This window comes from Marinobacter sp. B-21 (assembly GCF_056857895.1).
In genome coordinates this window covers 16,607-40,680 of the sequence record NZ_JBSXNZ010000085.1, presented here as the reverse complement: position 1 = coordinate 40,680, position 24,074 = coordinate 16,607, and the positions used below count along the sequence as shown (strand labels likewise).

Genomic DNA, 24,074 nt, shown 5'->3' with positions numbered 1-24,074 from the left:
TTCAGGTACGGTACTCGGCGTTGATCGTGACATAATCGTGGGAGAAGTCGCAGGTCCAGACGGTTTCCCGCACTTCACCTCGCTTGAGATCAATGGCAATGGTGATCTCTTCCCGGTCCATCACCGCCTGGCCCCGGGCTTCCGAGTAATCCTCTGCCCGACCGCCATTGCGCACCAGACAGACATCCCCGAGGTAAATTTCCAGGGCATTAAGATCCAGCCCTTCAACACCAGCGCGCCCCACCGCCGCCAGAATCCGCCCCCAGTTAGGGTCTGAGGCAAACAGGGCGGTTTTCACCAGCGGGGAATGGGCAACGGTATAGGCCACACCCAGCGCTTCCTGCTGACTGGCCGCCCCAATGACGTCAATTGTGACGAATTTGGTAGCACCTTCGCCGTCACGGACGATGGCATGTGCCAGCTCCAGATACACAGTCTCAAGGGCCTCCCTGAGCTTCGCCAGCGATGGGCTGGATCCGGTAATTTCCGGGCCACCGCACTGGCCACTGGCAATCAGCATGCAGGCGTCGTTGGTGGAGGTGTCGCCATCGATGGTAATGCGGTTGAAGGACATCTCTCCCAGTTCGGAGGCGAGAGTCTGCAGAAGCTCCGGCGCAATTCGGGCATCGGTGGCAATAAAGCCAAGCATCGTTGCCATATTGGGGCGAATCATGCCTGCTCCCTTGCTGATCCCGGAAATGGACACAGTGTAGCCATCCAGCTCCACCTGGCAGGACGCGCCCTTGGGTCGGGTGTCGGTCGTCATAATACCGCTGGCAGCTTCGGCCCAGCGGTCTTCAGCTGCAGTCGCCAGGGCTTCGGGAAGCGCACCGACAATCTTCTGAACCGGCAGCGGCTCACCAATGACCCCCGTGGAAAAAGGCAGGATCTCGGCCTCACTGACGCCGGCCTGAGCTGCCAGAGCCTGGCAACAGGCCTTCGCATCCTGCATGCCCCGCGCCCCCGTGCCAGCATTGGCATTACCGGTATTGATCAGCAGGTACCGGGGCGATGCCTCTGTCAGGTGCCTGCGGCTCAGCGTGACGGGTGCGGCACAGAACTGATTCCTGGTGAAGATCCCGGCAACCCGGCTTTCCGGGGCCAGCTCAAACAGAACCACATCCTTTCGCCCCGGCTTCTTGATACCGGCACTGGCAATGCCAAGCCGGACTCCGGCCACCGGATAAAACTCAGGTAAGGTTCCCGGACCTACCGCCATTCTGTTACTCCTTAATATCTAAACCTGCACGGGGGACCATACGGCCAACTCAAAACGAAAAAACCCGCAGCCCGCCAGTTCTTGCTGGCAGATTGCGGGTTCCGGATTCCCGATCAGCTTACTGAATCAGCTGACCTTGCCATGACACTGCTTGTATTTCTTACCGGACCCGCAGGGGCAGGGCTCATTTCGACCTATCTTGCGCTCCTGACGCACGAAGGTGTCGGGCGTCGACTGCCGGGCATCTTCCGCGTCGCCCTCACCCTGGCTCTGTGCGGTGGCACTGGTCTCATCATGGCGCAGGCGGGCGCGGGCCAATTCCTGCTCCAGCTCCTGTTTGCGACGGCGCTCTACTTCTTCCATTTCTTCCCGGCTCTGAACGCGCACATGGCAGAGCACACGGGTCACATCCCGCTTCATGGTATCGAGCATGGCTTCAAACAGGTTGAACGCCTCGCGCTTGTATTCCTGCTTGGGGTTCTTCTGGGCGTAGCCCCGTAAATGGATACCGCGGCGCAGGTGGTCCATGTTGGAAAGATGTTCCTTCCACAGGGTATCGAGCACCTGCAGGAAGACCTGCTTCTCGAACTTGCGCATGGCCTCGGAGCCGGCAATCTCTTCCTTGGCTTCATACGCAGCGACGATCTCGTCCAGAATTTTCTGACGCAGGTTCTCTTCGTACAGTTTGCTGTCTTCTTCCAGCCACTTCTGAACCGGCAGATCGATCGCCATCTCGGACTGAAGCTGGGATTCCAGCCCCGCCACATCCCATTGCTCCGGCATGCTCTGGGGCGGGATGTATTCGCTGATCAGCGAGTCTACCACGTCTTCCCGGATGGTCCTGACCATGTCCGAGATGTCGTCGGAGGACATGACTTCGTTGCGCTGCTCGTAGATAACCGTACGCTGGTCGTTTGCGACGTCATCGTATTCCAGCAGCGTCTTACGCATGTCGAAGTTGCGCCCTTCCACCTTGCGCTGGGACTTCTCGATGGCGTTGGTGACCATCCGGTGCTCAATGGCCTCACCCTTTTTCATGCCCATGGCCTGCATCAGGCTTTTGACCCGGTCAGGCGCGAAGATACGCATGAGGTTGTCTTCCAGGGACAGGAAGAAGCGGGAAGAACCGGGATCGCCCTGACGACCGGCACGGCCTCGCAGCTGGTTATCAATCCGGCGGGACTCGTGACGCTCGGTACCGACGATGTGCAGGCCGCCGGCTTCAAGAACCTGGTTATGGCGCTCCGTCCACTCCGCCTTGATCCGGGCAACCTCTTCTTCGGAAGGGTTGTCCATGGCAGTCACTTCGTGTTCCCAATTACCGCCCAGCACGATGTCCGTGCCACGACCAGCCATGTTGGTGGCGATGGTAACGGCGCCCGGACGCCCCGCCTGAGCAATGATGTGGGCTTCGGATTCATGCTGCTTGGCGTTCAGAATCTTGTGCTCGATCTGCGCCTTCTTGAGCAGCATTGAAAGCAGTTCGGACGCTTCGATGGACGCCGTGCCCACCAGAATCGGGCGGCCCTCGGCGGTGACATCCTTGATCTCGTCGATAATCGCGTGGAACTTTTCTTCCTGGGTGAGATACACCAGATCGTTGTAATCAATCCGCTGGATGGGTTTATTGGGCGGAATGACCACCACATCCAGGCCGTATATCTGGCGGAATTCGAACGCTTCGGTATCGGCCGTACCGGTCATGCCCGCCAGTTTGTCGTAAAGCCGGAAATAGTTCTGGAAAGTGGTAGACGCCAGAGTCTGGCTCTCAGCCTGGATCCTGACACCTTCTTTTGCCTCAACCGCCTGATGCAGGCCTTCACTCCAGCGGCGGCCCGGCATGGTGCGGCCGGTATGCTCATCTACGATGACCACCTGGTCACCCTGGACAATGTAATCCACATCTTTCTGGAACAGGCGATGGGCACGCAGCGCCGAGTGAACATGATGCAGCAGGCTGAGATTGGCAGCGGAATAAAGGCTCTCACCCTCTTTCAGCAGGCCGCGACTCAGTAACAACTCCTCAACCTTCTCGTGACCGGATTCGGTAAGCTCAACCTGGCGGGACTTTTCGTCAATCGTGAAATCGCCACTAGGCTCACCTTCCTCCTCGCTGACCTCTCCTTCTTCGAGACTGGGAATCAGCTCGTTAATAGCCAGGTAAAGCTTCGAGCTGTCCTCAGCGGCACCGGAAATGATCAGCGGTGTACGGGCCTCATCGATAAGAATCGAATCCACTTCGTCCACGATGGCGTAGTTCAGCCCTCTCTGAACCTTGTCTTCGGTGCTGAAAGCCATATTGTCGCGCAGATAGTCGAAGCCGAATTCGTTATTGGTGCCGTAGGTTATGTCCGCCTGGTAGGCAGCCCGCTTCTCTTCAGGCGGCTGACCGGAAGCCACTACCCCTACCTGCATTCCGAGAAAGCGATAGATCTTACCCATCCAGTCGGCATCACGACGGGCCAGGTAATCGTTCACTGTAACGACATGCACACCCTTACCAGACAGCGCATTAAGATAGACCGAAGCGGTCGCAACCAGGGTCTTGCCTTCACCGGTTTTCATTTCCGCGATTCGGCCTTCGTGCAGGGTGATCGCACCGATCAGCTGAACGTCGTAATGACGCATGCCCATAACCCGGCGGCCAGCCTCCCTTACCGTCGCAAACGCTTCCGGCAACAGGGCATCCAGGGATTCGCCTTCATCGATCCGCCGGCGGAACTCCGCTGTCTTGCCTTGCAACTCGGAGTCAGACAGATTGCCATATTGCTCTTCAAGCTCATTGATACGCAAGACCGGTTTGCGCATTCTCTTGATTTCTCTGGCGTTTTTACTGCCGAACATCTTGGTTGCAAGCTTTGTGAACATAGACCACTGCTTCTTTGATTAAACGGAGGAAGCCGGCATTCTAACCTTATTTTGTAACAGGACAAAAGACAGGGTGCACACGAGCAAAATAAGGCTGCGGCGAAACACCGGATTCCGGGATATAAACCTGGCTGACCACCGAATGGCGGAGGAGAATCAAAAGCTAACGGCGAGCCAGGAAATGACTAACGGCTCGCACGTTTGATGTAAGTTTCCGGATTCTCTGACTTTCCGTTCCGGAGTACTTCAAAATGGACATGCGGGCCAGTGGAGCGCCCGGTACTGCCCATCAGAGCCACAACCTGGCCTTTCTGAACAACATCACCCACCTGAACCTTGACGGTTTTGCAGTGAGCGTACCGGGAAACAAGACCGTCGCCATGGTCAATTTCAACCAGATTGCCATAGCCGTAGCGCTCGCCGGCATAGGTCACGACGCCACCGGCAACCGAAATAATGTTGCTGCCGTCCTTGCCGGCAAGATCAACCCCGGCATGCCATGTACGTTTGCCGGTGAAAGGATCAGAGCGGTAACCATAGCGTGAGGACAGCCAGCCCCACGTGATAGGTCGGCCCTCAAGGTAGAGCTCATCTTCGAGCTTCTGCCGGGAAGCCACCTGATCCAGCAGACGCAGCTGCTGCTCCCGGTCTTCAATCCGCCGCTCCATTTCCTCGATCATGCGAGTGAGCTCGGGCGCAGAGAAAGAATCGCCGGACACCCCATCTTCCGGACCACCTACCGCAGCCGGCTGATCGAAATCGAATTCGTCGCTCGCGACCAGGCCGGACTCCACGAACCGTTGCCCCAGGGCATCCAGTCGCAACAGGCGCCCCTGAATTTCACCCAGGCGAAGTGTCAGCGCGTCCACCTGCTGCTGGACATTTTCCTCGATTCCAGCCAGCTCCGCCTTCTGTTGTGCCAACCTTTGCTGCCAGCCTGCCACCAGCTCCGAGTTACTAGGTTCTCTCGCCTCAGCTCGCTGGACGGCCACCTCATAGCCGGCCCAGCCGGCGACCACGAGCATTGAGAGCACCGAAAAGAGCAGGCCGACGGCAAGAGTACCGTTGATCGCCAACACACGGGACTTTCCGTGGTGTTTGCCAACAAGAATAATATTCATATCATCTTCTGGTTTCATCGTTGAGCCGCAACCGCATCCTGTAGCGTTGCGCCCCGGAAAAATTCCGAGTGGGCCTGCCATCCTCTGGCAACAGCTACATACTGAAAAAATTGCAGCGCCCGGTAGACATACTCATTTACCACAATGTAAAACGAGTGTAATACAGGCACTACGCATAAACCGTGCCGAAGTGTAACCAATCGTAATCAGAGCCGTCGAGTAAAAACGCGCCCATGAAACGAAAAAGTGAGCAAAAAATGACCTTCGACAAGCTCGGCAAGACCCCGGTACTCAAGGATCTTGTGGCACGGGCGGAACTTCACCGTCAGGCCGAGGAGCATGTTCTGGCCGCCGTTCCGGGAGACCTGGTCAAGGGCACACGCTTTATAAGCTGCAAGGAAGGTGAACTGGTTCTTTCTGCGGAGACCGCCGGCAAGGCCAGCCAGATTCGCTTCCGCCAGCACGAAATCATGGAAAAACTGCGAGAGAACGAGCTGTTCCGGTTTGTCTGGAAACTGAAGGTTAAAGTCGCGCCGCCAAGGTTCCGGGAGAAGCCCGCGTTTAAAAAGGCACCCTTAAGTAAGGAAAATGCCCGGCTCCTCAAAGAGGAGGCCGGGCACACGAAGGATAAAGCACTACGCGAGGTTCTCGAAAAACTCGCAAGCCACGTCCGGGATTAAAGCGTCCTGCTTTAAGCCTGGGCTGCCAGCGCGGGCTTCATGTAGGAAATCGGCGCAGTGGCTTCGTCGTCAAACGTAACCACTTCCCATGCATCTTCCTCAGCCCGGAGCTTACGCAGCAACTTGTTGTTCAGATCGTGACCGGACTTTACGCCGCGGAACTCACCAATCAGGCTGTTGCCCAGCAGGTACAGGTCGCCAATTGCGTCCAGCACCTTGTGCTTGACGAACTCGTCATCATAGCGAAGACCGTCTTCGTTCAGAATCTTGTAGTCGTCAACCACAATGGCGTTATCCACGCTGCCACCGAGCGCCAGGTTCATGGCACGCAGCTTCTCGATGTCGCGCATGAAACCAAAGGTCCGTGCGCGGCTGACTTCCTTCACGAAGGACGTGCTCGAGAAGTCGACCGTGGCAGTCTGGGCACGACCCTTGAAGACCGGGTGATCGAAATCGATCCCGAAACTTACCTTGAAGCCTTCGAACGGCAGGAAGGTAGCTTTCTTGTCGCCCTCTTCAATGGTCACTTCACGCTTGATGCGGATAAAGCGCTTGGCAGCCTCCTGCTCGGCAATACCGGCAGATTGCAGCAGAAACACGAAGGGACCGGCAGAGCCGTCCATGATCGGCACTTCTGCAGCACTGAGCTCCACAAAGCAGTTATCAATACCGAGACCAGCCATGGCGGAGAGCAGATGCTCGACAGTCGCCACACGGACACCGTCTTTTACCAGCGTCGTGGACAGCATGGTCTCACCCACATTTTCCGCACAGGCACGGATCTCGACCATCGGGTCCAGATCAGAACGGCGGAAGATGATGCCTGAATCCACCGGGGCAGGCTTCAGGGTCAGATATACTTTCTCACCCGAGTGCAAGCCAACACCGGTGGCACGGATGGTGTTTTTGAGTGTCCGTTGTTTGATCATCGGTACATAATTCCGTCACAAAAAGGCGATATTCTAGGCAAAATTCTGCCCGGAGAATACCAGAAAATAAGACTGAATACCATTTAACCAATCAGTCCCCGCCAAACGTTCATCGGGCGCCGGCCCAAGGCACTCAGCGCACGTATTTACCGGCTTCGAGGTTCCGTTTTTTTCGCACGCAGACCGGAACCGGATCACAATTCCAACAGACTATCAGTCCGCCTGCCGGCGAAGGAATGCGGGAATATCGAGATAGTCAACGCCCTGTTCCGCGCTCTCTTTGCTCTGGTCAATGGCCACATTTCCATGGGAAACGGCCCGACGGCGCAGAACGGCGGGGCGGTCCAACTGGTTGTAATCGGTTTTCCCATCCAGGGTGCGGGTATTGTCCACAACCTTGGCCGGCTTCTCGCGGTCGCCGCCAAGCCCGGTCGCAACGACGGTCACTTTCAGTTCGTCGGTCATTTCCGGATCAATGACGGTACCCACTACGACAGTAGCCGAGTCAGAAGCAAACTCACGCACGATGTCGCCAACCTCGGAGAATTCGCCCAGATTCAGGTCCATACCGGCGGTAATGTTTACCAGGATACCCTTGGCGCCCTGCAGGTTGATGTCTTCCAGCAGCGGGCTGCGGATGGCCGCTTCGGCAGCTTCCCGTGCGCGGTTTTCGCCGGTGGCCCGGGCCGTACCCATCATTGCCATACCCATTTCGGACATGACCGTTTTTACGTCGGCAAAGTCAACGTTGATCATACCGTTGCGGGTGATCAGATCCGCGATCCCCTGAACAGCGCCCAGCAGCACATCATTTGCCGCGGCAAACGCATCCAACAGGCTGGTTTTCTTGCCCATCACCGCCAGCAGCTTTTCGTTGGGGATGGTGATCAGGGAGTCGACGCTCTCCTCAAGCTCCTTCAGGCCGGATTCGGCAACGCTCATGCGCTTGCCACCCTCGAACAGGAATGGCTTGGTAACCACGGCAACGGTAAGGATGCCAAGTTCACGGGCCACTTCCGCCACAATCGGCGCTGCACCGGTGCCGGTACCACCGCCCATGCCAGCGGTGATGAACACCATATCAGCGCCCTTGATCGCCTCGGCAATGCGATCCCTGTCTTCCAGGGCGGATTGACGGCCCACCTCAGGATTGGCGCCGGCACCCAGACCTTTGGTGATGTTGCCCCCCAACTGGATGATCTGGCGAGCGTCCATGTCGGTCAGCGCCTGCGCATCGGTATTGGCGCAGATAAATTCGACACCTTCGATGTCGCTGTTGAGCATGTGGCGCACGGCATTGCCGCCACCTCCGCCAACACCGACGACTTTAATGACAGCGTTCTGCTGGACATTATCGACGAGTTCAAACATTTCCCCTACTCCTTCGTGCTGTTTTCAGCCCTGTTCCGGACTGTTTGTTCGAGATTGTGTTTTCGAGATACCTTCGTGTACTGCCACCCGGCGCCGTCAGAAATGACCGGTGAACCAGGCTTTCATGCGCTCAAACAGCGAGGGTGCATCTTCACCCTTGAGCACCGGCGTCCGCCCCAGATCCATCTGGCGGAAACCATGAATCAACAACCCCACGCCGGTGGCGTAGATCGGATTGTTGACCACTTCCGTCATGCCGGAGACTGCCTGCGGACAGGCCAGCCTTACCGGCATGTGGAAGATCTCTTCGGCCAGCTCCACCACGCCTTCCATGGTGGAAGAACCGCCGGTAATCACGATGCCCGCCGGAATCAGGTCCTCGAACCCGGACCGGCGCAATTCGGACTGCACCAGTGTGAACAGCTCCTCGTAACGGGGCTCCACGACCTCGGCCAGAGCCTGCCGCGAGAGATCCCGCGGAGCGCGATCCCCGACGCTGGGCACCTTGATGGTTTCATCGGCGCCGGCCAGTTGGGTCAGCGCGCAGGCATACTTGATCTTGATTTCTTCGGCATTCTGGGTCGGTGTCCGCAGTGCCATGGCGATATCGTTGGTCACCTGATCGCCGGCGATCGGGATCACCGCGGTATGACGAATCGCACCACCGGTGAACACGGCGATGTCGGTGGTTCCGCCACCGATGTCCACCACACAGACGCCCAGTTCCTTTTCATCTTCGGTGAGAATGGCGTGACTGGACGCCAGCTGCTCCAGGATGATGTCATCCACCTCAAGGCCACAGCGCTTCACGCATTTCTCGATATTCTGGGCGGCGTTAACCGCGCAGGTCACCAGATGAACCTTCGCCTCCAGCCGCACACCGGACATGCCCATCGGCTCCTTGATGCCTTCCTGACTGTCAATCACAAATTCCTGGGGCAGAATGTGCAGGATCTTCTGATCTGCCGGAATCGCAACCGCCTGGGCGGCATCAATTACCCGGTCGATATCGGCCTGGGTGACTTCCCGGTCACGGATGGCAACAATCCCGTGGGAGTTCAGGCTCTTGATGTGGCTACCGGCGATACCTGCGTATACCGAATGAATGCGACACCCTGCCATCAACTCTGCCTCTTCCACGGCGCGCTGAATCGCCTGGACAGTGGTTTCAATGTTTACCACCACCCCGCGCTTGAGACCCCTGGAAGGATGCGAGCCAATGCCCACCACTTCGATGGTGCCGTCCATCTTGCGCTTGCCGACAATCGCAACCACTTTCGAAGTTCCGATGTCGAGGCCGACAATCATGTTTTCCGTTTCAACCGATGACATGTGTTCCACCAAACCGTAGGTCTGTATTAACCGTTGCTATGATTTTGGGCCGGAAGCTGCCACAGCAGCCTTCCACTTGACCGCCACACCATTGGTGTAACGGGCATCCACCCGACTGACTTCGTCCGACCGTGCCGCCAGCCGGTTTTCATAAACCGTGATAAACCGTTCAAATCGCTGTTTCACCTGATCCCGACCAAGCACCACTTCGATGCCGTTGGCCAGCTGCAGGGTCCAGGCGCCCCGATGTTCCAGGGACAAACCCGCAAAACCCAGTCCCCGGGCAACCAGCTTTTCGCTCATGGTCCGCGCCATGTCGATCACATCACGCACCCGTTCATCCGGTCCCGCCAGCCGGGGTAACCTGCCCGCCACTTCCGGGTTGGATGGCGCAAACAGTTCACCGGTCCGGCTTACCAGGCGCCCGTCGGTCCAGTAGGCCAACGGCTTCTTTTCCCGGATATCAATCACCAGGCGATCTGGCCAGACCCGCTGCACGGCAGCGGATTCAACCCAGGGCCGACGCTCCAGGCTGGCCTTGATGTCGGACAGATCCGTGGCGAAATAGCTCTTGCCAATCCAGTTGCCGGCCGCACGCTCGATTGCAATCCGGCTATCGCCGATAAAATCCCCTTTCACATCCACCGCCAGGATCTGCTGATCCATGGCGCCCAATACCTTGCCGGTTCCCCAGGGCACCAGAGCGGCAAGCAGAACAATCACCGCGCCCATACCCACCTGAAGCCAGGGCACCGCTGCCAGAACACCTCTCAACACGCCAAACCGGTCCCGCTCAGTCCCGAGGGAGGTTGCCCCCCGGCGCCGCGGGGGCTCGGACGGTGTAGCCCGGCTCCGGATCAGCAGTGTCTCAAGCATCGGCGACCTCCAGTGTGTCCCTGAGAATCCTTACCACCAGCTCTTCAAAGCTGATGCCCGCCGCCTTGGCCGCCATAGGTACGAGACTGTGATCAGTCATTCCCGGCACGGTATTGACTTCCAGCAGCCAGAACTTGCCGTCGCTGTCCTGCATGATGTCAACCCGGCCCCAGGTCCGGCAGCCGACAACCCGGAACGCATCCAGTGCCAGGTGCTGAAGCCGCACTTCATCCTCAGGTGCCAGACCGCAGGGAATCCGGTAGCGGGTGTCGTCCGCCAGGTACTTGGCGTCGTAGTCGTAGAACACGTGGTCCGTGCTCAGCCCGATCGCCGGAAGCGCCTGGTCCTGCAGCAGACTGACAGTAAACTCCGGCCCTTCAATCCACTCTTCCACCAATACCAGACTGTCCAGCGCCGCAGCCGCTTCGTAGGCTTCGGCCAGCTCGGCTGCGGTGTAAACCTTACGGATACCGATGCTGGAACCTTCCCGGGAAGGCTTCACACTCAACGGAGCCCGCAATTCGCCAATGATCTGGTCGGCCTGGGCAACATCGGACATGGTCCGGAATTTCGGAGTCGGCAGACCGCAGCCCTCGAACACGTACTTGGTTCTCAACTTGTCCATGGCCAGGGCCGAGGCCAGCATTTCGCTACCGGTGTAGGGAATACCCGCCTGAGACAGGATGGCCTGAAGCGTACCGTCCTCACCGCCACGGCCATGCAGGGCAATGAACACCCGGTCAAACTCCGGGCTGTCCACGGTTCTCAACAGGCAGCCCCGGACATCCACTGCGTAGGCATCCACGCCGGCCGACACCAGTGCCGCCAGAACCGCCTTTCCGCTTTTCAGGGATACCTCCCGCTCTGCGGAATCACCGCCCATAAAAACGGCCACGCGTCCGAGAGCCCGCACGAGGTCGGGGTCGGCCTGATAGGCCTGTGGTTCCGCATGATGCATCTCACTCACCTGTGATCACTCCCGCGGCCGCCAACCGCGAAGCCACTCCACCAATATCCCCGGCGCCCTGGGTTATCAACAGGTCGCCATCCTGCAGCACATTGGCCAGCAGGGATTCAATCTCCCGGTTATCCTCAACGAACACCGGCTCTACCTGCCCTCTCTGGCGAATGCTGCGGCACAGGGCGCGGCCATCAGCCCCCGGGATCGCAGGCTCGCCGGCAGAATAGACATCCATCAGCAGCAAACTGTCCACCTCCGACAACACGCGGACGAAATCTTCGTAAAGATCACGGGTCCTGCTATATCGGTGCGGCTGGTACACCATCACCAGACGTCGATCCGGCCAGGCATCGTGGGCGGCACGGATAACCGCCTCAACCTCAGTGGGGTGGTGACCATAATCATCCACCAGGGTGATTGTGCCTTTGGGCGTCTTGTAGTCGCCGTACACCTGGAACCGGCGTCCGACACCGGCAAATCCGGCCAGACCACGGCCAATCGCCTCATCCGCGACACCTTCATCGGTCGCCACGGCAATCGCCGCCAGCGCGTTCGCCACGTTGTGACGACCGGGCATTTTCAGTTCCACCGTCAGATCGCTCCGGCCGGCCGGGCGCTTCACCACAAAGTGGGTCCGCAAGCCATCGGAGGTGATGTTCTCGGCCCGGTAATCCGCCTCCGGGTTGTCGATGCCATAGGTAATGATCGCCCTCGATATCCGGGGAATGATTTCCTGGACATAAGCGTCGTCTACGCACATCACCGCCACGCCATAAAACGGCAGGTTATGAAGGAAATCGACGAAGGTCTGCTTCAGCTTTTCAACATCGCCGCCATAGGTATCCATGTGGTCCGCTTCGATGTTGGTAACCACCGAAATGACCGGCGTCAGATGCAGGAACGACGCATCGCTTTCGTCAGCCTCCGCCACCAGATAGCGGGACCCACCGAGCTGGGCATTGGTGCCGGCACTGTTCAGCTTGCCGCCGATCACGAAAGTCGGATCCAGCCCGGCCTCACCCAGAACCGATGCGATCAGACTGGTTGTGGTGGTTTTACCATGGGTACCAGCCACAGCGATCCCGTGCCGGTAACGCATGATCTCAGCCAGCATTTCGGCCCTGGGCACAATAGGAACACGCCGGTTGCGGGCGGCTGTGACTTCCGGATTGTCAGAAGCCACAGCAGACGAAACCACCACGACATCTGCGCTGGCACTGTTTTCTTCCCTATGACCGATCTGAACCTCGACGCCCATGGCTTTCAGGCGACCGGTAACCGGGCCTTCTTTCAGATCCGAGCCGGAGACGTCATACCCCTGGTTTTTGAGCACCTCGGCTATGCCACTCATACCGGCACCACCAATACCCACGAAATGGATGTGGCGGATCCGGCGCATTTCAGGCACCTGATAGACCAGGGGCGGATTGTTTGCATCAGCCATTAGCGGCCTCCAGACAGTAATTCACGACTCTCTCCGTTGCATCAGGGCGGGCCAATGTTCTGGCAGCCTTCGCCATATCGGTTACCCGGCTGCGGTCCCGGGATAAATCACCCAGGGTTTCTGCCAGTACGACCGGGGTCATCTTTGATTGCGGGATCAATATGGCGGCCTTCTCGGCCACCATTTGCTCACCGTTTTTGGTCTGGTGATCGTCCACTGCATGGGGAAACGGCACCAACACAGCGCCGATGCCCGCGGCACAGAGCTCGGAGACGGTCAGCGCGCCGGAGCGGCACAGAACCAGATCGGCCCATTGGTAGGCATCTGCCATGTCCTTGATAAACGGTTCGACGCTCGCCTCAACCCCGTGTTTTTCATAAGCCGCCCGGGCAACCTCAGCATGGCGTTCACCACACTGGTGGCGAACAACCGGTCGTTGTGTTTCTGGCAGCAGGGCCAGTGCCTCCGGCAACTGCTGGTTGAACACCTGGGCACCAAGACTGCCGCCAATCACCAGCAACCTGAGAGGACCCTCCCGGCCCGCCAACCGCTGCTCTGGTGCGGGTAACGTCGCCAGATCCTCCCGGACCGGATTGCCGGTGCACCGGGTGACGACTTTCGGTCCAAAGCTTCCGGGGAAGGCTTCGAGCACGGTTTCCGCAAACCTCACCAGAATCCGGTTGGTCATTCCCGCAATGGCATTCTGTTCGTGTATCACCAGCGGGGTCCGGGTCAGCCAGGCGGCCACACCACCGGGCCCGGTGACAAAACCGCCCATGCCGACCACACAATCCGGACGAATCTGGCGCAGGACGGTGAATGCCTCACCGAGAGCCCGCATCAGGCGGAACGGTGCGAGCACCAGCGCAAGTCTGCCCTTACCCCGCAAACCGGAAATATGAATCAGCGAAAGCGGAATATCGGTCTCACCGATCAGCCTCTGCTCCATACCGCCGCTGGCGCCAAGCCAGTAGACCTGGTGACCGCGGGCTTCAAGGGCACGTGCCGTGGCCAGAGCCGGGAAAACATGCCCACCGGTACCGCCAGCCATCATCAGAAAGCGGCGCTGGTCAGTCATAAACCGCACCCCCCCGCTTTTTCGGACCGGCCTTTTCACGGGCCAGCTTTTCCTGATCGAGACGCTCCATTTCAACCCTGGCCAGAATGCCGATGCTGACGCAGGTGATTATCAGGCTGGAGCCGCCATAGCTGACCAGCGGCAGGGTCAGTCCCTTGGTGGGCAGCAGACCGGTACTGACCGCCATGTTGATACCGGCCTGCAGGCCAACCAGCAAAGTCAGGCCGTAAGCAAAGCAGGCGGCAAAAGGCATGCCCGCATTCTCGGCCCGGCGGGCGATCACGAAGCCGGTAATCACCAGCAGTGTGAACAGACTGAGCACAAGCAGCGAACCCAGGAGCCCGAACTCCTCGGCAATAATCGCGAAGATGAAATCGGTATGAGCCTCTGGCAGGTAAAACAGCTTCTGGATGGAATTGCCCAGGCCGACACCGCCCCAGTCTCCACGACCAAAGGCAATCAGCGACTGGGTCAGCTGGTAGCCGCTGTCGAACTGGTCTTTCCAGGGGTCGAGATAACTGACGACCCGCTTCAGGCGGTACGGCTGGGTGACGATGAGAATGGCACCCAACACCACCAACGTGCCGATCAACGGCACAAACCGACTCAGCCGCACACCGCTCAGGAAGATCATTCCCGCCGCGGCCGTGACCAGCACCACCGTGGCACCAAAGTCTGGCTGAATAACCAGAAGAACCGATGCGAGCCCCAGAACCACCAAGGGTTTCAGGAAGCCGGCCCAGGTATTGAGCAACTCCTCACGGCGCCGGACAACGTAGCCGGCCAGGTACGCTATCAGGCATAGCTTGGCCACTTCCGATACCTGGACATTAAACAGGCCAAAAGGAATCCATCGGGTCGAGCCGTTCACGGTTCGTCCGAGGGGTGTAAGGACCAGAACGAGCACCAGAAGACCGATACCCAGAAGCAACCAGCCACTGCGTTCCCACCAGGCCACAGGCACATTGACGGCCACCAGTGCCGCAAGAAAACCAAGGCCGGCAAACATCAGTTGGCGAATCACGTAGTGATAGCTGTTACCCAGGGTTTCAGCGGCCATATCCATGGATGCTGACGAAATCATCACAACCCCTACGACCATCAGCGCCACGGAACTGATCACCAGCATGGCCAGCGGCTGGATTTCTCCAAGCCACTGGTTCCGGTCTGGCAATGAAAGATCTGCGTTCATCACAGGCCCTCCACCAGTGAACGGAACTGATCACCACGGTCCAGGTAATCGCGGAACATATCAAAGCTGGCACAGGCCGGGGACAGCAACACCCGGTCCCCCGGGTACGCCAGTTCCGCAGACCTGGAGACCGCGTCTGCCAGACTCTCCGACTGATAAACCGGAACACCACTGCCAAGAACATCAGCAATGGCCGGGGCATCGCGACCGATCAGCACCACCGCCCGGCAGTGCAGGGCAATGGGTGCCTCCAGCGCGGTGAAATCGGCGCCCTTTCCATCACCGCCGGCAATCAGCACAACCTTGCCATTCTCTGGAGCCAGGCTCTCGATGGCCGCCACCGTTGCACCGACATTCGTGCCCTTGGAATCGTTTATGAAATCCACGCTGTTAAACCGGCGAACAAATTCGCACCTGTGCGGCAGGCCCGGAAACTCCCGGGCCACCTTCAGCATCACGTCCATCGGCAGTCCCGTAGCGTGTCCCAGTGCCAGGGCCGCCATGACATTGCTGATATTGTGGCGCCCGAGCAGCCTGAGTTCACTGGCGAGGATCAGGTTGTCGAAACCAAAAGTAATCCAGGTGCCCTGGTCGTCATCCCGGGTACTAAAGGTTTCCGGGTTTACCCTGTGAAAACCAAAACACAGGAACCTGAGGTTGTCCCGCGCCATCGGTGTACTGAGGGCATCGTCCAGATTGACAATGGCATTCCTGCAGCCCCGGTAAATCCGCTGTTTGGCCTGGAAATAGGCCATCCTGTCCGGGTAGCGGTCCATGTGATCGTCACTGACGTTCAGTACCGTGGCCGCAAGGGCGTTCAGCTCTTCCGTGGTCTCCAGCTGGAAACTGGACAACTCGAGCACGTACAGGTCTGCGCCCTGGTTTAACAGGTTCAGGGCCGGAGTACCGATATTGCCCCCCACGGCCACCTTGCGACCGGCCGCTCTGGCCATTTCACCCAACAGGGTGGTCACCGTGGTTTTGCCGTTGGAGCCGGTGATTGCAACGATGGGGGCATCCGCCGCCTCGGCGAACAGGTCAATGTCGCCCCGGATGCGTGCGCCCTGCTTCGCAGCACCCGCGATCGCTGGCTCCGCAATACTGATGCCCGGGCTCACCACCAATTCGTTGAAACCTGCAAACAGGTCGCGGTCGAAAGGCCCGAGATGCACCGGAGTATCCGGCCAGCCTGCTCTGAGCTCATCCAGACCGGGAGGCGCCGTGCGGGTGTCTGCAACCGCTATGTCCCGCCCTTGTTCAGACAGATAGCGCACGCAGGAGAGCCCGGTTTTACCGAGCCCTACGACCAGTGTGCGGCGATCCGAAACAATGACACTCATAGCAGCAGCGTTTTCCTATCTCAGTTTCAGACTGGCAATGCCAATCAGGACCAGAACGACTGTGATGACCCAGAACCGGACAATAACCCGGGGCTCTGGCCAGCCTTTCAATTCAAAGTGATGATGCAGGGGGGCCATGCGGAAGATTCTGCGCCCGGTCAGACGGAACGAGGCAACCTGCAGGATCACTGAGATTGTCTCCATAACGAAGACACCACCCATAATGAAGAGCACAATTTCCTGCCGGACAATAACCGCAACCACCCCGAGAGCCGCACCGAGGGCGAGCGCGCCAACATCCCCCATGAAGACCTGGGCCGGGTAGGTGTTGAACCACAGAAATCCCAGGCCAGCGCCCACCAGGGAACCACAGAACACAATGAGTTCACCGGTTCCGGGCAGGTGCGGAATCAGAAGATAATTGGCGAACTGGGCATGGCCGGACAGGTACGCAAAAATGCCAAGCGCGCCGGCCACCATGACCGTGGGCATGATGGCAAGGCCATCCAGCCCGTCTGTAAGGTTGACAGCGTTGCTGCTACCGACAATGACGAAGTAGCTCAACAGGATGAAGAGCACCGGCCCGAGGGTCAGGGAAACCTGCTTGACGAACGGCACATACAGGGAGGTTTCCTGGGGCAAGGCAGAACTGAAATAGAGCACAATCGCCGCAGTGGCACCGATCAACGACTGCCAGAAGTACTTCCAGCGGGCCGGCAAGCCGCGCGGGTTTCGCTCGACCACTTTGCGATAGTCGTCGACCCAGCCGATGGCACCAAACAGAAGAGTCACCAGAATGGTGACCCAGACATAACGATTTCCCAGATCCGCCCAAAGCAGGGTGCTGACACCGATGGCGACCAGAATCAGCGCACCACCCATGGTGGGCGTACCGGCCTTGCTGAGATGGGTTTGCGGGCCGTCGTCCCGCACCGCCTGGCCAATCTGGTACTGGCTCAGCTTACGGATCATAACCGGGCCGATGATCAGTGAAATGAGCAGGGCCGTGAGTGTTCCCAGAATTCCGCGCAGGGTCAGGTACTGAAACACCGTCAGTGCCGAAAAATATTGTGACAGGACCTCTGTCAGCCAGAGCAGCATGAGTTATTCACCTTTTCTTTAATTCCCTCCACCACGCGATCCATGGCGGAACTACGAGAACCCTTGACCAACACTGTCAACGGTGTGTTTTTTGCCCTGACAACAGATTCGACTGCCTGGTCATGGGTCAGACACGGCTCTGTGCCCTCACCAAACCCATCGGCGTACCCCTCACAGCCAGGCCCCACAGTGATCATTCGGTCAATGCCATGCTCCCTGGCGCACTCTCCCACGTCCTGGTGTAGCGCCCGTGCGTCCGGGCCAAGCTCTGCCATCGCGCCCAGGACTGCAATCTTCTGCCCTGCCCGCTGACCCAGAACACCCAAAGCAGCTTTCATCGAAGCCGGGTTGGCGTTGTAACTGTCATCAATCAACGTCAGTTCCGGCGACAGGTTCAACACCTGTAGCCGCCCCTTAACCGGCGCAACCTGCCCCAGCCCACTGATAATGGCCCGGTCGTCGGCACCCAGCTCCCGGGTTGCGGCAATGGCCAGCAACATGTTGGTGATGTTGTGATCACCCTCAAGCGCCAGCGAAACCCGGCAGCGCCAGTTGTCCGGGCCGTGCACCTGAATGGCTCTGGTGCCGTCGTCATGACTCTCAATCACGGCGTGGTAGTCCGCTGCCGCATCCAGCCGGCTGACACCGACAACCCGGCGACCACCCGCACGTTGCTGCCATTGGCTGAAGGCCGGATCATCCCGGTTCAGCACCACCAGGCCCTCGGCATCAACCCCATCGATAATTTCGCCTTTGGCCAGCACAATATTGTCGTAGCTGCCAAAGCCCTCTAAATGGGCCTGACCCGCGTTGGTCAGAATGGCAACCCCGGGCTTTGCCAATGCAACCGTATGGGCGATTTCGCCCAGCCCACTGGCTCCCAGCTCAATAACGCCAAAACGGTGCTCCGGCGAGAGACCGAACAGCGTCAGCGGCACACCGATGTGGTTGTTCAGGTTGCCCCGGGTCGACAGTGTTGGTCCCATCTGCGACAGAATCGCGGCACACATTTCCTTGACGGTCGTCTTGCCACTGCTGCCGGTGATGGCGAGGATTCTGGCTTCACTCTCTCCGCGATTCCCGGCCGCCAACTGCGCCAGGGCCATGAGCGTGTCGGCTACCACGAGCTGGGGTAACGACACGGTGCTGTCCGGCACATCGACAACCAGAGCAGCGGCTCCTTGCTCGCGGGCCTGCCGCAAAAAACGGTGGCCATCAAAATTCTCGCCCCGGAGAGCAACGAACAGCTGCCCCTGTTCAAGAGTGCGGGTATCGGTTGAGACTCCACCAAACACCACTGACGACAGATCATCAGACTCGCACTCGGCACCCAGCCAGCTTCGGGCCTCGGCCAGTGAAAAGGCGCGCATCATGCCACACCCCCGTTCAGCTTCAAGATGTGACGAACGTGCTCGGCATCGCTGAAGGGGTACTTCTGGCCGGCGATTTCCTGATAGGCCTCATGGCCTTTTCCGGCGATAAGCACCAGGTCATCCGGGGTTGCCGTGCGGATAGCCGTCTGGATTGCCTCAGCCCTGTCATGAATGACCGCAACCTTCTCCGTATCCGTAAACCCGGCAACAATGTCGCGGACAATGACAGCGGGGTCTTCGCTGCGCGGATTGTCATCGGTCACCACAACGCGGTCCGCCAGCTTTTCAGCCTCCCGCGCCATTTCCGGACGCTTGCCAGCATCGCGGTCGCCGCCGCATCCGAACACACAAATCAGGTCTCCGGCAACATGGGGGCGCAGCGCCGCAAGGGCATTGGCAAGGGCATCCGGTGTGTGGGCGTAGTCAACCACCACCCTGACGCCGCTGGCACCACCAAACCTTTCAAGCCTTCCCGGCGGCGGTGTCAGGCGGGCAGTGGCCTGCTGCACCCGCTCGACCGGAACGCCGAGGGTCAGGACTGTGGCCATGGCCGCCAGCACATTACTGGCATTGAAACTGCCCATCAGGGGAACGGAAATAGCAAACCGGCCCCACTCACCATCCACTTCCGCCTCAAAGCCCTCATCGGTTGGCCGGAATTCGCGCAACCAGAGTTCTGTCTGGGCTTCGTGCAGACTGTAGCGGACGCGATCACATTTGCCCGCCAGCTGATCAAATAGCTGCCGGCCGAAAGGGTCGTCAAAGTTGATGACAGAGAAGTGCAACTCCTCACGCTCAAACAAGCAGGCCTTCGCCTCGCCGTATGCCGCCATCGACCCGTGGTAATCCAGATGATCCCGGGTCAGGTTGGTAAACACGGCGCAGGTCATGGTGAGGTTGTCGATTCGCCCCTGGTCCAGGGCATGGGAGGAGACTTCCATGACAGCTGCGCGACCGTTCTGTTTCAGGATCCGTGACAGAACCCGGTTCACCTGAACCGCGTCTGGCGTGGTATGGGTCGCCGGATGCAGTGCACCGGGCATGCCATAACCGAGGGTGCCGAGGACACCGCAGGGTGTTCCCGTCTCTTTAAGGAGCTGGGCAACGTACTGGCAAACCGACGTCTTGCCGTTGGTTCCGGTGACACCAATCAGGCGCAGGCGTTGCGACGGATGTTCGAAAAACCGATCGGCAATCCTCCCGACCAAACCACGAAGACCGACCACCGGGACCACCAGGGCCCCATGTCGTTCCGAGCATTCGGCGGCCCGATCGGATTCCAGAAGGATAGCCGTAGCACCCGCTTTAATCGCCGCATCGACATAAAAATCAGCGGGCGTACTGGTCCCCGACAGCGCAATAAACGCGTCGCCGGAGGCCACCTCCCGGCTGTCGGTCTTCAGACCATGGATAGTTACGTCGAAGACCGACGGAACCACCATGACTCCTTGCAACAAAGTGCTGAGAGATGTGATGCACATAGGCTTACCCTCGCTCCCCGGGCGCTGGAGAAACAGTTTTTGCCTCCCCAACGTCCAGTTCAGGCTTCACATTCAGTAGTCGCAGTGCGTCACTCATCACCCTGGCGAACACCGGCGCTGCCACTTCCCCGCCGTAATATTCACCGGACTGCGGCGCATCAACGGCCACAACCGTAACCAGTCTCGGATTATCAATAGGTGCGATACCTGCAAAGATGGCTTTGTACTGACTGTCTTCATAGCCCTGATCGCCAACCAGGTGAACCGTTCCGGTCTTGCCCCCGGCAGAATAGAATCCCGGCTGGGCCCGCTTTCCCGTACCACGGGAAACCACCTGCCGGAGCATATTGCGGACCTCATAACTGACCTGCTCGGACAACACCCGATAGCCTTCGGGCTCTTCATCGCGCTTCACAAGGCTCAGGGGGTAATGCACACCACCATTGGCAATCACCATATAGGCCTGTGCCAGCTGAAGAGCATTCACGCTCATACCGTAACCATAGGACAGGGTCGCCTCTTCCACCGGCCGCCACTTCGATGGCGCTGGCAGCACACCGACGGCTTCCCCGGGAAAGCCGATCCCGGTTGGCTGGCCGAGCCCCATTCGCGCATACAGATCCCGGATAACATCACCGCCGAGATCGGTAGCGATCTTGCTGATTCCCACATTGCTGGATTTGACAATAATGTCAGTCACACCCAGCAGGCCATAGTTGCGATGATCGCGGATGGTAAAACGGCCAAAACGCCGGTAACCCGGGTTGGTATCAATGGTGCTATTGACTGAATATTTACCAGATTCCAGCGCTGCCGCCATGGTGATCGGCTTCATGGTTGAACCGGGCTCAAACAGATCAGTGATGGCCTTGTTTCTGAGGTTTTCCGCTGCCAGCTGGCTGCGGTCGTTGGGGTTGTAAGACCCCTGGTTCACCATTGCCAGAACCTCACCGGAATCGACATCCAGCATGACCAGTGTGCCGCCGCGGGCATTGTGGGCGGTTACCACGGCTTTTAGCTCACGGTAAGCCAGGTACTGAAGACGCAGATCAATACTGAGCGCGAGATCACGACCGGGGCGGGCGTCCCTGATCAGCGTCAGGTCCTTGATAATCCTGCCCCGGTTATCCTTGAGAACCCGCTTGCGGCCGGATTCGCCGGACAACCATTGATTGTAGGCCAGCTCGATACCCTCCTGGCCACGCTCGTCGATATTCGTAAAACCGACCACGTGAGCCGTCACTTCGCCTGCGGGGTAGTAACGACGGTATTCCTGGCGCGCATAAACACCCTGAATATCCAGAGCCAGGGCCTGTCTGGCGAGATCAGGCTGAACCTTGCGGCGCAGGTAGATGAACTCACGACCGGAATACTCCTTCAGCCGCTCACGCAGGGAGGCTTCACTGATGTCGAGCAGCCGGGCAAGATTGGTCAGACGCGGCTCAGCGGGATCGGTCTCGGAGGGGTTGGCCCAGATGGTCTGCACCGGCGTACTGACCGCCAGAGGTTCACCATATCGATCGGTAACAACACCTCGGTGGGCGTCGATGGCCTCAACCCGCATGGTCCGGACATCCCCCTGCTTGCGCAGAAATTCGTTGTCGACCACATGCAGGTCGACCAGACGCCAGCCCAGCACCCCGACAACCAGGAGAAAGACGCCCAGCACGGAGCCAAAGCGCCAGGCTGCCAGCCCGGACGCCAAACGCTGCCCCCATGTTGTCTGCTTCCCCTGATCGGACACGTCGATCACCCTGAATGTTGTTATCGTTGGTTACTGACTGGCAACCGGAGACATCAGAGGTACCAGTACAATGTCCTGACGCCCCGGCACCACCATATTGAAACGCTCTGCCGCCAGATTCTCCACCCGGCCATGAGCGCTCAGGGCGCTTTGTTCAAGCAGAAGCTGACTCCATTCACTTTGGTACCGATCCCGCTCCGCCTGAAGCTGCGACAAGGTATTGAAAAGCCCACGGTTCTCATGAGCGCTCACGACAACACCAATGGAGGAAGCAACCAGCACCACCACCAGAGCAAGAGACACCAGGACCTTGCCCTGCCGTGTGGCATCAAAAACCTGCCGTGAAATACGAACAGCCGTTGCCACGCCATCCCGGACTTTCTGCTTGTTCAACTTTGCCGTTTTAACCGGCTCTTCAATGGCTACCGCGCCCATGACTACACGCTCCCCTGCGAGTTTTTTCTGATATCAGTGCGTTCCAGCACCCGCATGACTGCGCTGCGGGCGCGTACATTGTCGCTTACTTCGTCAGCACCGGCCTTATTGGCCTTGCCAACAAGTCGGAAGTCCGACGCTTCCTGGTCTGCGGTCACCGGTACACCTTTGGGCATCTGGGGCCCGCGGGCCAGGTCCCGCATAAATCGTTTAACCAGCCGGTCTTCCAGCGAATGAAAGCTGATGACCACCAGCCGGCCACCCGTTGCCAGCCGATCGACCGCCGCCCGGAGGCCAATTTCGAGATCTTCCAGCTCCCGGTTGATAAAAATCCGGATCGCCTGGAAGGTCCGCGTGGCCGGGTGCTTGTGCTTCTCTTTTTTGGGCACCGCCTCGCTGACCAGTTCCGCCAGTTGGCGAGTCGTCTCAACAGGCACTTCCTGCCGACGCTGAACCAGGAGCCGGGCAATACGGCGGGAGAAGCGTTCCTCCCCATACCGCCAGATCACGTCTGCGATTTCAGCTTCTTCTGCCGTTGCCAGCCATTGCGCGGCAGTCGGTGATTGCCCGGTATCCATCCGCATATCCAATGGGCCATCGCGCATGAAACTGAAACCACGGGACGCGTCATCAAGCTGGGGTGACGAGACACCAAGATCCAGCAACACACCGTTCACCGATTTCCAGCCCTGCCCGGTGACGGCTGTGTCCAGCTCGGCAAAAGAGCCGTGAAAACAGTGGAAGCGGCCGTCCTTCGCTTCGAGTCCCCGGGCCGCCCTGATTGCTTCGGGGTCCTTATCAATACCCAGCAGCTGGCCCGCCTCACCCAGACGCCCAAGAATCAGACGGCTGTGGCCACCCCGCCCAAAGGTGCCATCCACGTAGTATCCGTCGGGGTCGTTGACCAGATAGTCGACCGCCGAATCCAGGAGCACCGAGCGATGCGAATAAGACGCTCCGGCTTCCTGCCTGCGATCGGAGGTCATAGCGACAGCGCCTCCATCTCGGGCGGCATGTCATCGTCATCGGAGGACTCATCCAGCCAGGCAAACCAGCGCTCTTCGCTCCACAACTCGAACTTTTTGCCCTGCCCGATCAGCATCAGCTTTTTCTCCAGATGGGCGTAGCTTCTCAGGGTCGGGGGAATCAGGATGCGCCCGGCTGAGTCCAGCTCCATGGGCGCCGCGTTACCCAGGATCAGACGCTGCAGTCGGCGGGCCGCCTTATTCATATTGGGAAGGGCCTCAATCTTGGGCCTCAGAACTTCCCATTCGGGCTCGGGATAGACCAGCAGACACCGCTCTTCGTCGGCATTCGCCGTCAATACAATGCGCCCACCACAGGCCTGCGCGAGCTGTTCGCGCACCTTGGCAGGGATCGCCAGGCGACCCTTCGCATCCATATTGATGGCATGACTGCCGAGAAAATTACTCATTCACACTGTCTCTGGGTGCCTGAAATCCACAAAAAACCACTAGAAACCACTTTTTCCCACTTCCGCACACTATAGAAACACGCAATACACAATG

At 58.9% G+C, this 24,074-nt stretch carries 20 protein-coding genes; 1 reads left to right on the top strand and 19 read right to left on the bottom strand.

Annotated features, from left to right (window positions below; translation table 11 throughout):
• Position 1 precedes the first annotated feature (1 nt).
• The 3 genes from argJ to AC13C0_RS15135 all read right to left on the bottom strand — a co-directional run bounded on the left by argJ (position 2) and on the right by AC13C0_RS15135 (position 5,226).
• Positions 2 to 1,219 carry a bifunctional glutamate N-acetyltransferase/amino-acid acetyltransferase ArgJ gene (gene argJ / locus AC13C0_RS15145; RefSeq protein ID WP_117619635.1) on the bottom strand — a complete coding sequence of 406 codons (1,218 nt, stop codon included), beginning with the start codon at positions 1,217 to 1,219 and terminating at the stop codon, positions 2 to 4.
• Between the two features lie 126 nt (positions 1,220 to 1,345).
• A complete protein-coding gene (secA, locus tag AC13C0_RS15140; RefSeq protein ID WP_117619634.1) occupies positions 1,346 to 4,087 on the bottom strand; it encodes a preprotein translocase subunit SecA in 2,742 nt (913 codons plus the stop codon).
• Between the two features lie 185 nt (positions 4,088 to 4,272).
• Positions 4,273 to 5,226, bottom strand: a complete 954-nt coding sequence (locus tag AC13C0_RS15135; RefSeq protein WP_117619633.1) for a M23 family metallopeptidase — start codon at positions 5,224 to 5,226, stop codon at positions 4,273 to 4,275.
• A gap of 215 nt (positions 5,227 to 5,441) precedes the next feature.
• Here AC13C0_RS15135 and AC13C0_RS15130 point away from each other — a divergent pair, with 215 nt between their 5' ends.
• The gene (locus tag AC13C0_RS15130; protein ID WP_117619632.1) at positions 5,442 to 5,888 is read left to right on the top strand and encodes a DciA family protein; all 447 of its coding nucleotides are present in this window, start codon (positions 5,442 to 5,444) and stop codon (positions 5,886 to 5,888) included.
• An 11-nt stretch (positions 5,889 to 5,899) separates the two neighbouring features.
• On the opposite strand, the gene lpxC is transcribed toward AC13C0_RS15130, so the two are convergent.
• The 16 genes from lpxC to mraZ all read right to left on the bottom strand — a co-directional run bounded on the left by lpxC (position 5,900) and on the right by mraZ (position 23,980).
• Positions 5,900 to 6,817 carry a UDP-3-O-acyl-N-acetylglucosamine deacetylase gene (gene lpxC, locus AC13C0_RS15125; protein ID WP_099619445.1) on the bottom strand — a complete coding sequence of 306 codons (918 nt, stop codon included), beginning with the start codon at positions 6,815 to 6,817 and terminating at the stop codon, positions 5,900 to 5,902.
• Between the two features lie 213 nt (positions 6,818 to 7,030).
• Entirely contained in the window at positions 7,031 to 8,188 is a 1,158-nt protein-coding gene (gene ftsZ / locus AC13C0_RS15120; protein WP_117619631.1) for a cell division protein FtsZ, read from the bottom strand.
• Between the two features lie 96 nt (positions 8,189 to 8,284).
• On the bottom strand, positions 8,285 to 9,520 hold the full coding sequence (ftsA, locus tag AC13C0_RS15115; protein WP_099619447.1) for a cell division protein FtsA: 1,236 nt from the start codon (positions 9,518 to 9,520) through the stop codon (positions 8,285 to 8,287).
• Positions 9,521 to 9,556: 36 nt separating this feature from the next.
• Positions 9,557 to 10,396: a cell division protein FtsQ/DivIB gene (locus AC13C0_RS15110; RefSeq protein WP_117619630.1), complete on the bottom strand. Its 840-nt coding sequence runs from the start codon at positions 10,394 to 10,396 to the stop codon at positions 9,557 to 9,559.
• A complete protein-coding gene (locus AC13C0_RS15105; protein ID WP_205422351.1) occupies positions 10,389 to 11,354 on the bottom strand; it encodes a D-alanine--D-alanine ligase in 966 nt (321 codons plus the stop codon). The genes AC13C0_RS15110 and AC13C0_RS15105 overlap by 8 nt, the downstream gene beginning before the upstream one ends.
• A 1-nt stretch (position 11,355) precedes the next feature.
• Positions 11,356 to 12,801 carry a UDP-N-acetylmuramate--L-alanine ligase gene (gene murC / locus AC13C0_RS15100; protein WP_117619628.1) on the bottom strand — a complete coding sequence of 482 codons (1,446 nt, stop codon included), beginning with the start codon at positions 12,799 to 12,801 and terminating at the stop codon, positions 11,356 to 11,358.
• Positions 12,794 to 13,879, bottom strand: a complete 1,086-nt coding sequence (murG, locus tag AC13C0_RS15095) for an undecaprenyldiphospho-muramoylpentapeptide beta-N-acetylglucosaminyltransferase (RefSeq protein WP_117619627.1) — start codon at positions 13,877 to 13,879, stop codon at positions 12,794 to 12,796. The genes murC and murG overlap by 8 nt, the downstream gene beginning before the upstream one ends.
• Entirely contained in the window at positions 13,872 to 15,071 is a 1,200-nt protein-coding gene (gene ftsW, locus AC13C0_RS15090; RefSeq protein ID WP_117619626.1) for a putative lipid II flippase FtsW, read from the bottom strand. Before ftsW ends, murG begins: the two co-directional genes overlap by 8 nt.
• The gene (gene murD / locus AC13C0_RS15085; protein WP_117619625.1) at positions 15,071 to 16,411 is read right to left on the bottom strand and encodes a UDP-N-acetylmuramoyl-L-alanine--D-glutamate ligase; all 1,341 of its coding nucleotides are present in this window, start codon (positions 16,409 to 16,411) and stop codon (positions 15,071 to 15,073) included. Before murD ends, ftsW begins: the two co-directional genes overlap by 1 nt.
• Positions 16,412 to 16,426: 15 nt before the next feature.
• A complete protein-coding gene (gene mraY, locus AC13C0_RS15080; protein ID WP_117619624.1) occupies positions 16,427 to 17,512 on the bottom strand; it encodes a phospho-N-acetylmuramoyl-pentapeptide-transferase in 1,086 nt (361 codons plus the stop codon).
• Positions 17,497 to 18,885, bottom strand: a complete 1,389-nt coding sequence (locus AC13C0_RS15075; RefSeq protein ID WP_117619623.1) for a UDP-N-acetylmuramoyl-tripeptide--D-alanyl-D-alanine ligase — start codon at positions 18,883 to 18,885, stop codon at positions 17,497 to 17,499. The genes mraY and AC13C0_RS15075 overlap by 16 nt, the downstream gene beginning before the upstream one ends.
• The gene (locus AC13C0_RS15070) at positions 18,882 to 20,366 is read right to left on the bottom strand and encodes a UDP-N-acetylmuramoyl-L-alanyl-D-glutamate--2,6-diaminopimelate ligase (RefSeq protein ID WP_341581402.1); all 1,485 of its coding nucleotides are present in this window, start codon (positions 20,364 to 20,366) and stop codon (positions 18,882 to 18,884) included. Before AC13C0_RS15070 ends, AC13C0_RS15075 begins: the two co-directional genes overlap by 4 nt.
• Before the next feature lie 4 nt (positions 20,367 to 20,370).
• The gene (locus AC13C0_RS15065; RefSeq protein ID WP_341581401.1) at positions 20,371 to 22,110 is read right to left on the bottom strand and encodes a peptidoglycan D,D-transpeptidase FtsI family protein; all 1,740 of its coding nucleotides are present in this window, start codon (positions 22,108 to 22,110) and stop codon (positions 20,371 to 20,373) included.
• Between the two features lie 30 nt (positions 22,111 to 22,140).
• A complete protein-coding gene (gene ftsL, locus AC13C0_RS15060; RefSeq protein WP_117619620.1) occupies positions 22,141 to 22,545 on the bottom strand; it encodes a cell division protein FtsL in 405 nt (134 codons plus the stop codon).
• Positions 22,546 to 22,547: 2 nt separating this feature from the next.
• Positions 22,548 to 23,531 carry a 16S rRNA (cytosine(1402)-N(4))-methyltransferase RsmH gene (gene rsmH / locus AC13C0_RS15055; RefSeq protein WP_117619619.1) on the bottom strand — a complete coding sequence of 328 codons (984 nt, stop codon included), beginning with the start codon at positions 23,529 to 23,531 and terminating at the stop codon, positions 22,548 to 22,550.
• On the bottom strand, positions 23,528 to 23,980 hold the full coding sequence (gene mraZ / locus AC13C0_RS15050; protein ID WP_117619618.1) for a division/cell wall cluster transcriptional repressor MraZ: 453 nt from the start codon (positions 23,978 to 23,980) through the stop codon (positions 23,528 to 23,530). Before mraZ ends, rsmH begins: the two co-directional genes overlap by 4 nt.
• Positions 23,981 to 24,074: the final 94 nt, after the last annotated feature.